Here is a 15012-nt window from a genome sequence, read left to right as displayed (position 1 = left end):
GTACCGGTCACATCGGTCGCCTGACCCGACTCAACAGAGACCGGATCCGCGGTGAGGATCGGAGTGCCCGCTTCAACCACGGTCAACGTTGCATCAGCAGAGTTGGTGGTGGTGTCGTCGGTACCGCGAACGGTGTAGTCGCCTGGCTGAGCGTCAGCCTGGGTCGGGACGGGAACGGTGAAGTTTCCGTCGACGTCTGCGGTGGTGATGATCGGATCGCCAACCGGGTTACCGGCCGGATCGATCAGCTGAACGGTTACCGGACCCTCGGGGGTGTATCCGGAACCGGTTGCGTTGGTTGGGTCACCTGCTGGAACGGTTGGCGGATCCAGACCGAGGTTCAACGCCTGCGCATCCGGTTCAATAACCACAAGTGGCTGAGTGATCGGAGTGCCGGTGATGACATCGGTGGCACGCACATCGTAAGTTCCGGGAGGAACAGTGGCGTCAACCGGTAGCTCGGTGGACGGGAAATCGCCATTGGCATCTGCAGGAACGATGATCGGGTCGCCCACTGGGTTGCCCTCAGCATCAACCAGCTGAAGCTCGACATCGCCGCTAGGAGTGAAGCCGGTTCCTTCAACGTTGGTCGAGGTTCCTGCTGGAACCTCTCCCGGGTTGACGGTAATCGCCGGGTTGATGTCCGCGGCGCAAGCGCCGATACGCACACCGGCCGAGCCCAAGTTCAACCGACCTGCGTCAACTGCCTGCACAACGCCCAAGCTCAAAGCCGAAACTTCGAGGCTGTCGACTAACGTGCCGTCTGGCGCTTCACAGGTAGTTTCTACCTGTCGATTCAGCTGCAGCGAAACTGCTTGCTGCGCCAAGGTGAACACTGGTTCCAATACCGTACGGATTGGCACGGTCATCGCATTGGTTTTGATATCCGTGATCAACAGATCATAGATCGCATGCCCGCCATCGCCCACCAAGAAGTCGCGAATCGGAATGATCGCGGTGTTGACCGCCGGGATCACTGCCGTGTTCATCGCCGCTTCCAATGTGGCACAAGCAACCGCTCCGCCAGCACCCGATGGGGTACAAGTTACCGGAGCAACTTCTTCGCCACCGAGGTTAACGGTCCAGGACGCCTCGGCGCCACCCAATGGTGTGTCAAGCGAAGCATCAACGGTCAGCGTGATACTGGAGATCGCGCCTTCGATCGCGTTGGTTGCTACCGCAACGACCTCTTCGATCAAGTCGTGGATGGTTTCCGCGATGATCGGGTAGAGGTCAGTGGTGATCAGTTCCGTGTTCGGAGCCTGGTTGTTAATGCCATCAGGCAGGTCCATACCCACTGGGCGTTCGCCCGAATAGGCCTTATCCAGATCCACGTAAACGGTTCCGGTGCTCAGATCGATGCTCAGCACCTCGTTTTTCGAGGTGATTGGCTGCGCTAGCAGCTCGTTGAACACTTCGTCCTGAATGTTGGAATCGACCGTGAGATCAAAAGTCGCTCCCACTGGGAGTGCACTAAGCACGTCAAGCAGGTCGGTGATTTGCGACAACCCATTGATGGTGTCTTCCAGCGTGGTATCGACCGTGCCGATGGCATCGTACAACTGAGAGGCCATCTCTTCGACCGCTGGCGACTGCAGTTCCAGGTTGGCTTCCGCCACCCGATACTGGCCCTTGCCGCCGAATCCATCTGGGTCTTGGAATACTCCGTCGACTGCCTCAACCCAGGCGCCACCGGCGCCTGCAGTGAGTTCTGCCTTGCTCAAGGCGAGGCTGGTCAATCCATCGATCCCAGCTTCCTCAAAGAGTGCAAGCAAGTTGATTCGGGCTACGCCAAAATCTCCTTGAGCCCCGTCGAGGGTGATCGCTCCGTCAGCTCCCGCTACGCCGGAGATCGCTTCACCGTTCTTGGCATCTGTAGCGGTTGCGCTAGATACCAGCGCACCTAGTTCGCCAAAGTTAATGAACTGATCTACTGGGATCGGGAATTGCCCGAGATCCAGAAGTTCATTCTGCAGCAGGGAGACGTCAAGTCCGCCTTCATCGGTTCCTGGGCCACTTGGATACAGTGCCCGGGTTTGCCCTCCACCCGCGAGTTCGGTACCCAAGAGACTCAGGTCGACGATACTCGCAGCGGATTCGGTTAGTTCGTCCGGTTGTGTGTTGACATCTGCCATGGCCGGTAATCCGTAACTCGACACCACAAGGGTTGAAGCAACCCCTAAGGCTAACGGTCTACGCCACCACGCCGCGTTTCCTGCAGGTACGTTCCTCTTGCGAACTGTACGTCGCATGGAAAGCCCTCCTTGTATATTGGCGATACTGCATTACACCCCCAAGGCCCCCTCATACATTCAACTCGGTGGTTCATGCCAAAACAAGGGGTTTCTGAGAATAAGATAAGTATTTCTATAAAATTTCATGACTGTACTCCTTTTGGCTGATACAGCACACTAAAGGGGGATTGACTAGTGTATTTTCCATTGACGACTGAAGGGTCATTGCCTGGATGCACCATAGTTTGCATGACAGTACCCCGAATCTCCATAATCCCGATCCGTAGATTTATTTCTTTTTCCACAGAAGCCATGTGCGTTTGAGTGGACAGTCAGGTTAGCTTTTGGAACGCGTAGGCAAAAGCAAATCGGACCGCCAGTGCCTTCTTCAGTCGGACGTATTTCCGCAGTTATCAACAAGACCTGATCGATCCACCAGACGCTGCAGCTGCCTTTTGAATGTCAAGATCAATGAGGCACCCCCTCCACGCGACTCCCACCGCCTGGGCTCCCAAACAGTCCAATAACCGCGCGAGAGCTACCCGATTCGTTCAAACTCGCGCATTCCAAAACGCAGACGACGGCACGCTGTCCGAGAAACTATGCATACATTCCGGACGTGTGGGGTCCGTTCCTTACACCATTCAAAAGCTTCGCCTACCGCAATGCCGACCCGTACATGTTCTTCGATATCGATACGGGAACAGGCGAGCTAGCGAAAACCGGTTGCGACCGGTAGGAAACACCGAGCCGAGTTCCTGCCTAAGTCACCAGATGCTCAGGTCTTCATGCTGAGCGTCCGCGGTCCCGCAACCGTGCTCCCTCTGCCGCCTCGGATTGCAAACTGACCTCTCAGTCCGAGCAGAAAAGACAGATTGACTAGCCACCCATGGCCAACGCTGAAAAGATGGGGCTAGCAGCTGGAGATTCACCGGGCTGATAGCCGTCCAACTCGTCACGGAATCACAACTGGTTGGCTGAGCTACAGCAGCAGACGCACCAGCGGGGTCGCGATCAGGATGGTCAGTGCGACGCGGATGAACCAGATGATGACCATGTCGCGCAGGCGCAGTGGAATGCTGGTGGCCAGCAGGCAGGGAACCAGCGCGGAGAAGAAGATGATCGCCGAGACGCAGACGATCGCGACCACCATGCGCAGCTCGATGGACTCATTCCCGGCGGCCAGCGTGGCGGGCAGGAACATCTCTGCGATGCCCGTCGCCGAGGCTTTGCCGACCAGCAGCGGATCCTCCAGGCCGACCACCCAGGCGAACGGCACGAACAGGTAGCCCAGCCAGTCGAAAATCGGTGTGTAGCGGGCCAGCAGCAGCCCGGCGAGCCCGACGGAGAGAATCGAGGGCAGGATGGCCATGGCCATCTTCAGCCCGTCCCAGATGTTGTCCCGCATATTCTTGCCGAAGCTCGGGGCGCGGCCCACCGCGGCGAGCGCTTCCTTCCACGCGGTGGCCGCGCGCCGCCCGGAGATCTTCTGCTCCGCAAGGTGCTCGACGCCCAGATAGGTCTCATCCTTGATTCTGCTCAGCGGCGGAATGCGCACGGTGATCGCGGTGACGGTGAAGGTGACCGCCAGCGCGAGCCAGAAGTACAGGCTCCAATGCTCCATCAGGTCCAGCGCCTTGGCCACGATGATCATGAAGCTAGCGGAGACCGTGGAGAAGCCGGTGGCGATAATGGCCGCCTCGCGCCCGGTATAGCGTCCGCCACGGTACATCCGGTCGGTAATCAGCAATCCCAGCGAGTAGCTGCCCACGAAGGAGGCTACCGCGTCCACCGCGGAGCGTCCCGGGGTGCGCCATAGCGGGCGCATCACCGGCTGGCAGAAGATCCCGAGGAATTCCATCAGCCCGTAGCCCACCAGCAGCGCCAAGAAGATCGCGCCGATGGGAACGATAAGCCCCACGGGGATGACCAGCTTATTGAGCAGGAACGGGCCCATGCTCTCCTCGGTCAGCCACCCCGGTCCCCCGCCGAAGATCAGCACCGCGCCCACCGCGAGCCCCACCACGTTGGCGAAGGCAAAAACCATGCGCAGCTTCGAGGCCTTCCACCCGCCGTTGCTGAAGGGCAGGATGGTTCCCGCCAGCAGCAGCGCCAGGATGTAGAACGGCACCGCGGGCCCCAGCGAATTGCGGATGAAGGTCACCAGATGGTCAAGGGGAATCGTGCTTGTGCCGTTGAGCGTAATCGGCACAAAAAACATGGCGATGCCGATGAGGCTGAAGACGATGAACTTGGTGACGTGGGAGAACCGCGCGGGTTGCGTAGTCACTGCTTCGGATGGCATGGCAGACCTGTTTCTCGTTGGCTGGAGGGAAGCACGCGGCTGCCTCGGGTCAAGTATCAATAACACCCGATTCAGCTTCGGAAATGTGACCCGCAGCTCACCAACTGTCCGAGACCCCAGACTTTGCAGGCAATACCGGAGACTGCAGAGAAATGGCCCAGGGCGTACCCCGCTGGGTGCGCCCTGGGCCATTGGCATTGTGAAGATTTCTAGCGCCTGCGCGCCGCAACTCGTGCCAGGATCTCCTCTTCGGCCTGCGGGCCCGGCTTGATGCCGCCGGGAACCTTGACGAAGAACACCGCGCCCAGCACCCACCAGGCACCGAAGATCAGCCACGGTTCCCAGCTCAGCGAGGCGGGCATGCCCGGCATGTAGAGCATGAACAAGGCCGCGGTCAGCAGCACCGAGGCGTAGCCGATGATTTCGCCACCGCGTCCCTTGCCCGCCACGCGCAGCGGGCGATCCATTTTCGGCTCGCGGCGGCGCAGGATCAGGAAGGTCACCGAGACCAGGAAGTAGGCGATGATGATGCTCGGGGCGCCGGAGTCGACCAGCCAGCCGAGCATCTCGGCTCCGAAGAACGGAGCGAGCAAGGAGATGCCGCCGATGAACATCAGCGCGTTGGCCGGGGTCTGGTACTTCGGGTGCAGCTCGCCGAACCAGGCCGGAAGCATGCCGCCGCGCGCCATCGAGTAGACCAGCCGCGAGGCGCCCAGGAGCAATGAGTTCCACGAGGTCAGGATTCCGGCAAGGCCACCAGCGATCAGCACCTTGGCCATGATCTCCGAATTGAATAGCGCGCCGAAGGCATCTGCGGTGGCAATGTCTGCGCCGGCCAGCTGGTCCGCAGGCATGGCCGAGGCGGTGGTCAACACGACCATCACGTACCACAGGGTCGCCAGCACCACGGAGATCACCACCAGCTTGCCGATCTGCTTGGCCGGGATCTTCACCTCTTCGGCCGACTGCGGGATCACGTCGAAGCCGATGAACAGGAACGGCACGGCCACCAGCACCGCGAAGAAGCCGCTCATGCCCGGGGTGAAGAACGGCTCCATATTCTCCGCCGAACCGTTGGTGGCCGAACCGAAGATCATCAGCACGCCGATGGCTAGCAGGAAGAGCACGATGAAGGTCTGCACAATGCCGGCCTGCTTCACGCCACGGATATTGATCCAGGTGACGAGCACGCCGGCGGCCACACCTACCAGCGCCCAGGTGAGGTTCACTTCGAACCCCGCCACGGTCCACAGCGGGATCTGGCTCATGCCGGGGAAAATGTATTCCACGGTCCGCGGGAAGGCGACCGCTTCGAAGGCCACGATGGTCACGTAACCGCCGATGATCCCCCACGAGCCAATGAACGAGGTGCGCGCGCCTAAGGCGCGGAGGATGAAGTTGTGCTCTCCACCGGCCTTGGGCATAGCCGCGGTGAGTTCGGCGTAGGTCAGGCCCACGATGGCCATGATGGCGCCACCGGCGAGCATCGCGCAGATGGCGCCCATGGTGCCGGCGTTATCAAGCCAGCCTCCGGTGAGCACTACCCAGCCGAAACCAATCATGGCGCCAAAGCCCAGGGCCAGCGCGTCCCAGTTGCCTAAGGTCTTCGCCAGGGTGGTTGGCGATGCCGATGAGTCGGCGGTATTTCTGCTCATGTTGCACTTCCGTGTTGATGGAACGAAGTAAGGATCGTTAGCCATTGTCCGGCCCATCACAGGCGCGCATTCCACAGCTCACAAAATCATGGTAACCCCAAGCGGTGAACGGTAGAGTTAACGCGATAAACGGAAGTTTGATACTCCGGATTACTTTTTGTGTTTCAGCGCCAAGGCGAAGATGACGGCCAGAATCTGCAACAGCACCACGCACAGCACCAACGTGGCCCAGCCGTAGTGCATGAAGGGAACGCCGATCAGCCAGCCGAGCAGCGAAGAACCCACATAGTAGAAGAGGTTGTAGAGGCTCGCGGCTTGGGCCCGGGTGGCGGGCGCAAGCAACGGCACCCAACCGCTGGCCACCGCATGCGCGGCAAAGAAACCAGCGGTGAAGATCACCATCCCCACGATGATCACCACCAGGTTTCCGGGCAGGGTCAGCAGCAGTCCAGCCATGCTCAGCACAATGCTCAGCAACAGCGCCCCGCGCCGGCCTATTTTGGCGACCAGTCGGCCACTGGCCACCGCAGACCAGGTCCCGGACAGGTAGGCGATGAAGACCAGGGAGGCCAGCGACACCGGCACCATGAATGGCGGTGCCTCCAACCGGAAGGCCAGGTAGTTATAGACGGCGACAAAGCCGCCCATCAGCAAGAAGCCCTGCAGGTAGAGCAGCGGCATGCGTCCGCCGAGCGCCCGCTTGAATTTGCCGAGGATGGGGCGCAGCCCGCGTTGCTCGGTCGGGATGAATCCGAGCGCTGCAGGGGCCTTGAGCAGAAAGAACAGCGTGCCCACGGCCGCCATGAGGCTGACCGCCGCGACACCCCAGCGCCACCCGGCAGGTTCCCCCACCCAGCTGGCCACCAAGCGTCCGGCCAACCCGCCAAGGGTGGTGCCGGAAATGTAGGTACCGCTGGCCAGGGCAACCGCGCGTGGGGTCAGCTCGTCGGCAAGGTAGGCCAGGGCGCTGCCCGGAACACCGGCCAGCGCAATGCCTTCGAGGAAGCGGACCACGAGCAGCGGTTCGAAACCGCTCATCGTGGAGCTGGTTAGGCCGAGGACCACCGAGGCGAGCAACGCAATCGCGATGACCCGCCTCCTGCCAATGCGGTCGGAGATGATGGCCCACGGAGTGACGGCGAGCGCCAGGCCAAGGGTGGCCGCGGAGACCGTCAAGGCCGCCTGGGATGAACTGATGTTCAGCTCACCGGCGATGCTCGGCAGCAGGCCCTGCACCGAGTAGAGCTGGGAGAAGGTGGCAACGCCGCTGGCGAACAGGGCCAGCAGCATGCCGCGGTAGGGAACCGAATGCGGTTCGTGCCCGGTAAAACTCAACCTAGACGCCGGTCGGAAGCAGCGGGTAGACCAAGTAGAGCATGAGCAGGGCCATGGCGTTGTTGATGAAATGCAGCAGGTAGGCGTAGGCCAGCGACTTGCCCGAAAGGATGTAGGCCAGGGACATCAGAATGCCGAGCATCAGGTAGGGCAGAACCTGGACGATCGAGGAGATTCCGCCTCCATTGAGGAAGTGGATTCCGGCGAAAACCAGGGTGGAAATGAGCGCGCAAACCCAGATATTGAGCTTGCGCGAAAGCTTGCCGATCAGCAGGTGGCGGAAGAGGTACTCTTCGACAAAGGGTCCGAAAACCGCGGTGACTACGAACATCACCGGGAGCGGGACGGCGGTGGTCATGCCCTGCAGGGCTTCCTGATTTTCGCTGATCTGCGGTCCGCCAAAGATCGTTGTCACGATGGCGGAGAAGATGATCGTCAGCAGCCAACCACCGGGAAGCATCAGCCATTTGGCCCACGGGTAGTACTTCATGGTTTTAAAGGAGTCGAAGAAGTGCGCTCCGCACTGGACCATCGCCAGGATGAAGAAGCTGGTGTAGAGAATCAGATTGATTCCGAAGAGGGCTTGCTCTTCGGTTTCGAAGGCCGTGAAGTAGCCCGGGATCAGCCCAATGAGTGCCGCTCCGCCGAAGACGAAGAACACGATGTAGGAACCCACCGTCCACCAGTCACCGCGGGTCATCGCTCCGGGGTCGAATACCCGTTGCTTGCGGCGTGGCAGGAAATACTGCTGTGGGTAGGGCGGGGGCTGCTGCATGTTCCTAGCCTATCCAGTGAGCGCACCGCCCCTTGCATTCACGGCCTGGGTTCGCCGTTGATTCCTATGAAAAGCGACTCAATCTACCCGCAAACGCCACCGGCCGGCCACACCAAACTTTGGTGTGGCCGGCCGGTGTAATTCGAGGAGTTACTTCGCTGCCTCGGCGGTCACCAGATCGGAGAAGATCTTCGAGTAGCTCACCCCGGCAATGGCCGCGCCGATCAGCGGGGCCACGATGAACAGCCAAACCTGGCCGAGTGCTTCCGGCCCGGCAAACCAGGCAACACCCAAGGACCGAGCCGGGTTGACCGAGGTATTGGTGATCGGGATGGAGATCAGGTGAATCAGGGTCAGCGACAGGCCGATGGAAACCCCGGCGAAACCTGCCGGCGCACGCCGGTCGGTTGATCCGAGAATCACGTACAGGAAGATCGCGGTCAGCACGATTTCGGCAACCAGCGCGGAGACCAGCGAGTAGCCGTCCGGCGAGCGGTCGGCATAGCCGTTTGAGGCAAACCCCGACTCGGCGGCGTTGAATCCGTCTTTTCCGGAGGCAATGGCCAAGAGCACGGCGCCGGCCACCGAAGCGGCGATGACCTGGGTGATCATGTATGCAGGAACCGCCTTCCACTCCACCCGCTTGGCCAGTGCAGCGCCCAGGGTGACCGCTGGGTTGAAGTGCCCACCGGAGATATGGCCTACGGCGTAGACCATGACCAGCACGGTCAGACCAAAGGCAAGGGCTACACCGAGGAAACCGATCCCCATATTGATGGTGTCGCCGTCGAGGACCTGGGCGGCGAAGATCGCCGAACCGCATCCGCCGAAGACCAGAACGAAAGTGCCCAGGAACTCTGCGGTCAACCGCGAGCCCATGGTGGGTGATGATGACTGTGACATGTTTGTCTCTTTCTAGGAGGAATTGCCGCCAGATAGCCACAGTCTATGCGTTGGTCTGCACAAATTATAGAAACAATTGGCAAAAAATCTACGAATCGTTCTGGTGCACCAGCAGAATTCGTTAATACGGTGGCGCGGCCCCTTGGCCTGGGCGCAACAGTTGCGGCGGACGATGCCAAGAGGAAATGCTATGAACCGATCAAAAAGCGCGCACAATGTTCTGAGGAACGACTGCGAACTGTTGGCTTAGCCCTTGTCGTCCATATTTCCTCGGTATAGGTTGAAAACCCACGTTCCTCTTCACTGCGAAGGCAACCACATGTCATTTCAGGCCTACCTCGATACGATTGAAACCAAGACAGGGCTCACTCCACGGCAGCTGTTAGCACAGGCAACAGACCGTGGATTCGGTTCCGCCACCAAAGCGACTCCGATTATCCAGTGGCTCAAGGAAGAACATGGATTGGGGCGCGGCCATGCCATGGCCATGGTTCATGTGATCACCAAAGGTACACAAATCAGCGACAAGCATGTTGCTAGCGGCGGAGTACACGCAGATGCCAGTAATACATTGTGGCTGGATGGCAAAGCTACAAACCCAAACGCCACTTAATGAACTCATTCTCTCCAAAGCCCTGGAGCACGCCGGGAAGTCGAAGGGCCGCAGCGCGAGCTTTCACTTGAAGCAAAGCTCGGACAGAAATCCGAATTCGCGGAGCAGATACGCAGCTTTCGGTCTTTACCGGTGAGGAACCAACCAAGCTGACATGAATCCGCCGGTCTCAGCCCGGTGTTGTCTGCTGAATCCTGCCACGCCTAGAATTCCGGCGGTTTAGCCAATGACCTGTGCAGCTGCGTCTCGGTAATCGCTGAGCACCGCAGCAAGTCCGCTAGCTTTCGGAATTTACGCGAGAAGCGTTTTCAACTCGTTGATTCTTCCTTTACTGGCCTAGCCAAATGAACGAGAACCTACTTGGCTGCGGCGATGAGCGGATCCTTGGCTAGTTCTTTGCCGAGCTCGGGAGCGAGCGAACGAGCAAAATCTTGAGACAGATTCGACTGGTCGAAGTAGGTAAGCAAAGAGCCAATGACCGCAAAGCAACGCTCCGCGGTGCAGATACCGTTCGTCAGGTCAGCATGAACGATACCTTCCGGAACGGTTTCGCTGTCCAATGCCTTCTTCAGGTTGTGCCGAATGGATAGCCCCCCTGGACGCGAGCAACGGAGCAAGACTGCGGGTCATTGGGATTCGCGGCCACGCATGTGGGCACATTCTTGTTGCCAAGTCGAGGAACTTCCTGCAAAACCGCAACTATCTTGCCCTTGTCGGTCCATGAACTCCAGAGGGCGGTAAACCCTTCGGTCTTTTGATCCGCGAACTCGTCGCCGGGCGGGGAAACCCACTGGCGCTTATTGCCTTGGGCTGCCACGATCACCGCATCCAGAGTTTTATCGTTGGCCAGCTTTGGTCCTAATTCCCGAATCGATTCGGCACACAAGCGTTCGGCTTGGCCACTGAGCAGTTCGGCTTGCTTCGGTGCGGAAAGGGATGGCGAGCAGCCTGAACGGATATGGGTTTCGAGCTGGCAACCGGCGCTGCCTGGATACCGGCGAAGCAGTAAGCGATAGCAGGTAAGCTCCTTTGCCGATGACTCAGTCGCAACCCTGCTCACGGCGCTGGGCTGCGGCTGGGGCATCAGTACCAGCGGCGAGCCGCTGCAGGCCGGGGGCGCGCTGCGTTGTGAGACGGCCCAACGCGCGGCACACCCAACGATGGGACGCCAGACCCACACGCAAGCCCCGACCATCAGGCCCTGTTAGCGGATTTTCCCATAAGAAAAGTGGCCCATTTCTCCGAAGAATTCCTTCGAGGAAATGGGCCACCTGCTCCGTGCGACGACCTAGTTTTTCTCGTCCTTGCCGGTAGCTTCCGGCGTCACGGCGCCCGCAACAGGTACGCCACCGGTGACCGGAACCGCGGCGGTATCCGGATTCGCATCCACATCCTCGGCCGGCCCGGCAAACTGCGACTGGTACAGGTTGTAGTAAGCACCCTGGGTAGCCAGCAGTTCCTCATGGTTGCCCTGCTCCACAATCTTGCCCGCTTCCATCACCAAGATGGTGTCCGCGTCACGGATGGTGGACAGGCGGTGGGCAATCACGAAGCTGGTTCGGTCGCTGCGCAGCGCCGCCATGGCCCGCTGCACCAGCACCTCCGTACGCGTATCCACCGACGAAGTAGCCTCGTCCAGGATCAGCAGCGAAGGGTTCGCCACGAACGCGCGGGCGATAGTGATCAGCTGCTTCTCACCGGCGGACACGTTGGTGCCCTCTTCGTCGATGAGCGTGTCATAACCGTCCGGCAGGGCACGCACGAAGCGGTCCACGAAGGTCGCCTTCGCGGCCTCGATGACTTCCTCATCCGTGGCGTCCAGCCGGCCATAGCGGATGTTTTCCATAATGGATCCGCCGAACAGCCACGCATCCTGCAGCACCATGCCAACCTTCGAGCGAAGATCCGCGCGGGACAGCTGGGTGACGTTGACGTTGTCCAGCATGATCCGGCCCGAGTTCAGCTCGTAGAACCGCATCACCAGGTTCACCAGCGTGGTCTTGCCCGCGCCGGTAGGACCGACGATGGCCACGGTGTGCCCCGGGTCCGCCTCGAAGGACAGGTCCTCGATCAGCGGCTGCTCCCGATTGTAGGAGAAGCTCACATTTTCGAAGGAGACGTGCCCGTCGGTGCGTTCCGGAAGCTGGCGCTGGGCATCTTCTGGATCCTGCTCGTCGGCGTCCAGCAGTTCGAAGGTGCGCTCGGCCGAGGCGACGCCGGACTGCAGCATATTCGCGACGCCGGCAATCTGGCCCAGCGGCTGGGTGAACTCTCGCGAGTACTGGATGAATGCGGTGGCATCGCCCAGAGACATCGACCCGGAAGCCACGCGCAACCCGCCGACTACCGCGATGCCCACGTAGGACAGGTAGGACACGAAGTTCATCACCGGCATGATCATGCCGGAGACGAACTGCGCGCCGAAGCTCGCCTTGTACAACTCTTCGTTGCGCGTGGTGAAGCGCTCCACCATGTCGTCCTCGCGGCCGAAGACCTTCATCAGCTCATGGCCGGAGAAGGACTCTTCGATCTGCCCGTTGAGCGCACCGGTGTTCTTCCACTGCGCGGTGAACAGCTTCTGCGCCTTGGAGCCGATAATGCCTGCGCCCACGCCGGACAGCGGCAGCGCCACCAGGGCAATGAGCGCCAGCTGCCAGGAGACCACGAACATCATGATCACGATGCCGATGACGGTCATCAGCGCCTGGACCAGCTGGCTCAGCGCCTGCTGCAAGGCATTCTGGATGTTGTCCACGTCGTTGGTCACGCGGGAGAGGATGTCCCCGCGCTGCCGGCTGTCGAAGTAGTTCAGCGGAAGCCTGTTGATCTTGTCTTCCACATCCTTGCGCAGGTTGTAGACCACCTTCATGACTAGCTTGTTCAACAGCCAGCCCGAGACCCAGGAGAAGATCGAGGCCACGAAGTACATGGCCAGCACGATCAGGATGTACTGCGAGAGCTGGGCGAAATCGATGCCCTGCCCGGGGACAAATTCCACCCGGGAGAGCATGTCCGCCTGGGAGTCCTGCCCGGCATCGCGCATGCCCTGGATGACCTGCTCGGCGGTGGTTCCCGCGGGCAGTTGCATGTCCTTGCCGATCAGCCCGGCGAAGATCACGTCCATGGCGCGTCCCAGGATCCGCGGTGCAATCACCGAGAGCACCACATACACGGTGATCAGCGCGAAGACCAGACTCATGCCCACCTTGTAGGGGCCCATCAGCCCGATGAGCCGCTTGGCCGAAGGCCAGAAGTGCTCGGCCTTGCGCACCGGGGTTTCCTCCCAGCCTCCGGAGGCCGCGGCCACCTCGAACTCGTCTACCTCGGCGAGATCCGCATCGACTTCGGCGAGCTTCTCGCCGCCTTTTTTCTTCGCTGCCATTTAGGCCACCTCCTCCGCACTGAGCTGGGATGAAACAATTTCCTGGTAGGTTTCCGAGGACTGGAGAAGTTCTTCGTGAGTGCCTCGGGCAACGATCGCCCCATGCTCCAGCACCAGGATCTGATCTGCGCCGGTAATGGTTGACACGCGCTGGGCAACGATGATCACCGCGGCGTCCTTGGTCGGCTCGTCCAGCGCCGCACGCAGCTTGGCGTCGGTGCTCACGTCCAAGGCGGAGAACGAATCGTCGAAGAGGTAGGTATTGGGTTTCGCGGCCAACGCGCGGGCGATGCACAAGCGCTGGCGCTGGCCGCCGGAGACGTTGGTGCCGCCCTGGGAGATCCTGGAGTCGAGCTGCTCATCGCGGGCGGCGACAAAATCATCCGCCTGGGCGATGCGCAGCGCTTCCCAGAGTTCTTCTTCGCTGGCCTGCTGGGCGCCGAAGCGCAGGTTGCTGGCCACGGTTCCGGAGAACAGGTAGGGGCGCTGCGGAACTGCCGAAATATTCTCCGAGAGCAGCTCGCGGCCTAGCTCGCGCACCGGAATGCCGCCGATGAGCACCTGACCCTCGGTGGCGTCGTAGAGCCGCGGAATCAGGTTCAGCAAGGTGGTCTTGCCCGAGCCGGTGGACCCGATGATCGCCGTAGTCTCACCGGGCTTGGCGAGGAATGACACGTCGGAGAGCACCGGGGCGTCCGCGCCGGGGTAGCCGAAGCTGACGTTCTTGAATTCAACGGTGCCCGGGGTGGGCAGTGCGACGCCATTGTTCGCCGCGTCGACCATGCTCGGATCGCTGTCGAGCACCTCGCCGATGCGATCGGCCGAAACCATCGCACGCGGGACCATCATGGCCATGAAGGTACCCATCATGACCGCCATCAGGATCTGCAGCAGGTACTGCAGGAATGCGGTCAGCGCACCGACCTCGACCTGGCCGTTGTCCACGCGATGCCCGCCGAACCACAGCACGGCCGCGGTGGACAGGTGCAGGATCATCGAAATGGCGGGGAACATCAGCACAAACAGATTGCCGACCTTGACCCCGAGGATGGTCAGCTTCTGGTTGGCATCGGCATAACGTTCGGTTTCGTGCTGCTCGCGCACGAACGCGCGCACCACGCGGATACCGGTGATCTGCTCGCGCAGCACGCCGTTGATCCCGTCGATGCGCTTCTGCATATCGCGGAACAGCGGCATCAGCTTGATCACCAGGATGCCGACGACAACCAGCACCAGGGGAACTGCAACCCAGACGAGCCAGGACAATCCCGGATCCTCGCGGATGGCCATGACCACGCCGCCGATGGACATGATCGGCGCGGTGATCATGAAGTTCAGCGCCATCAAGGTGAGCATCTGCACTTGCTGCACGTCGTTGGTGCCGCGCGTGATCAGCGTGGCGGCACCGAATTTGTTCACGTCTTGAGCGGAGAAGGTGGAGACCTTCTCAAAGACCGACTGACGGATGTCCCGGCCAACGCTCATCGAGGTCTTGGCCCCGAAGTACACGGCGCCGATCGCCGTGGCAACCTGTATGAAGGCGACTACGAGCATGATTCCACCGGTTCGCCAGATGTAGTCGACGTCGGCGTTGACCACACCGGTGTCGATGATCTTGGCGTTCAGGCTTGGTAGGTACAGCGTGGCTATCGTGGTGGCCAGCTGCAAGATGACTACGGCGGTTATCCAACCGGCGTAGGGTTTGCTGTGTCTGAGGATGATCTTCAGAAGCATGAGGTATTGTCCTTACTCCATCTGCACCGAAAACATCCTGCACCTTCGGATTAAAGGCAGGGTGTTTCGAGCGCGA

At 60.5% G+C, this 15012-nt stretch carries 11 protein-coding genes; 1 reads left to right on the top strand and 10 read right to left on the bottom strand.

Annotated elements, in window-relative coordinates; translation table 11 throughout:
• The 6 genes from ACT3UQ_RS11290 to aqpZ all read right to left on the bottom strand — a co-directional run.
• The coding region (locus ACT3UQ_RS11290) for a choice-of-anchor G family protein (RefSeq protein WP_444637123.1) at positions 1–2135 on the bottom strand (2135 nt) is incomplete at its 3' end.
• Positions 2136–3216: 1081 nt separating this feature from the next.
• Positions 3217–4539, bottom strand: a complete 1323-nt coding sequence (locus tag ACT3UQ_RS11285) for a YjiH family protein (RefSeq protein WP_444637122.1) — start codon at positions 4537–4539, stop codon at positions 3217–3219.
• A 209-nt stretch (positions 4540–4748) separates the two neighbouring features.
• A complete protein-coding gene (locus ACT3UQ_RS11280; RefSeq protein ID WP_444637121.1) occupies positions 4749–6194 on the bottom strand; it encodes an APC family permease in 1446 nt (481 codons plus the stop codon).
• A 150-nt stretch (positions 6195–6344) separates the two neighbouring features.
• Complete coding sequence (locus ACT3UQ_RS11275) at positions 6345–7529, bottom strand: MFS transporter (RefSeq protein ID WP_444637120.1); 1185 nt, start codon at positions 7527–7529, stop codon at positions 6345–6347.
• A gap of 1 nt (position 7530) precedes the next feature.
• Positions 7531–8304, bottom strand: a complete 774-nt coding sequence (locus ACT3UQ_RS11270) for a CPBP family intramembrane glutamic endopeptidase (RefSeq protein ID WP_096286147.1) — start codon at positions 8302–8304, stop codon at positions 7531–7533.
• A gap of 150 nt (positions 8305–8454) precedes the next feature.
• Positions 8455–9207: an aquaporin Z gene (gene aqpZ / locus ACT3UQ_RS11265; RefSeq protein ID WP_105552680.1), complete on the bottom strand. Its 753-nt coding sequence runs from the start codon at positions 9205–9207 to the stop codon at positions 8455–8457.
• A gap of 319 nt (positions 9208–9526) precedes the next feature.
• Here aqpZ and ACT3UQ_RS11260 point away from each other — a divergent pair, with 319 nt between their 5' ends.
• Complete coding sequence (locus ACT3UQ_RS11260) at positions 9527–9820, top strand: DUF4287 domain-containing protein (RefSeq protein WP_105552679.1); 294 nt, start codon at positions 9527–9529, stop codon at positions 9818–9820.
• Positions 9821–10176: 356 nt separating this feature from the next.
• Here the strand turns inward: ACT3UQ_RS11260 and ACT3UQ_RS11255 are convergent, their stop codons facing one another.
• The 4 genes from ACT3UQ_RS11255 to ACT3UQ_RS11240 form a co-directional block, all read right to left on the bottom strand.
• Positions 10177–10380: a hypothetical protein gene (locus tag ACT3UQ_RS11255; protein ID WP_105569503.1), complete on the bottom strand. Its 204-nt coding sequence runs from the start codon at positions 10378–10380 to the stop codon at positions 10177–10179.
• 8 nt (positions 10381–10388) lie between these two features.
• Positions 10389–10904 carry a hypothetical protein gene (locus ACT3UQ_RS11250; RefSeq protein ID WP_146113349.1) on the bottom strand — a complete coding sequence of 172 codons (516 nt, stop codon included), beginning with the start codon at positions 10902–10904 and terminating at the stop codon, positions 10389–10391.
• Between the two features lie 204 nt (positions 10905–11108).
• A complete protein-coding gene (locus ACT3UQ_RS11245) occupies positions 11109–13202 on the bottom strand; it encodes an ABC transporter ATP-binding protein (RefSeq protein ID WP_444637119.1) in 2094 nt (697 codons plus the stop codon).
• Positions 13203–14936 carry an ABC transporter ATP-binding protein gene (locus tag ACT3UQ_RS11240; RefSeq protein ID WP_444637118.1) on the bottom strand — a complete coding sequence of 578 codons (1734 nt, stop codon included), beginning with the start codon at positions 14934–14936 and terminating at the stop codon, positions 13203–13205.
• Positions 14937–15012: the final 76 nt, after the last annotated feature.

The organism is Glutamicibacter sp. AOP12-B1-11, from assembly GCF_052379245.1.
GTDB lineage: Bacteria > Actinomycetota > Actinomycetes > Actinomycetales > Micrococcaceae > Glutamicibacter.
The sequence above is the reverse complement of the archived record's forward strand: the minus strand, read 5'-3'. Positions and strand labels throughout refer to the sequence as shown.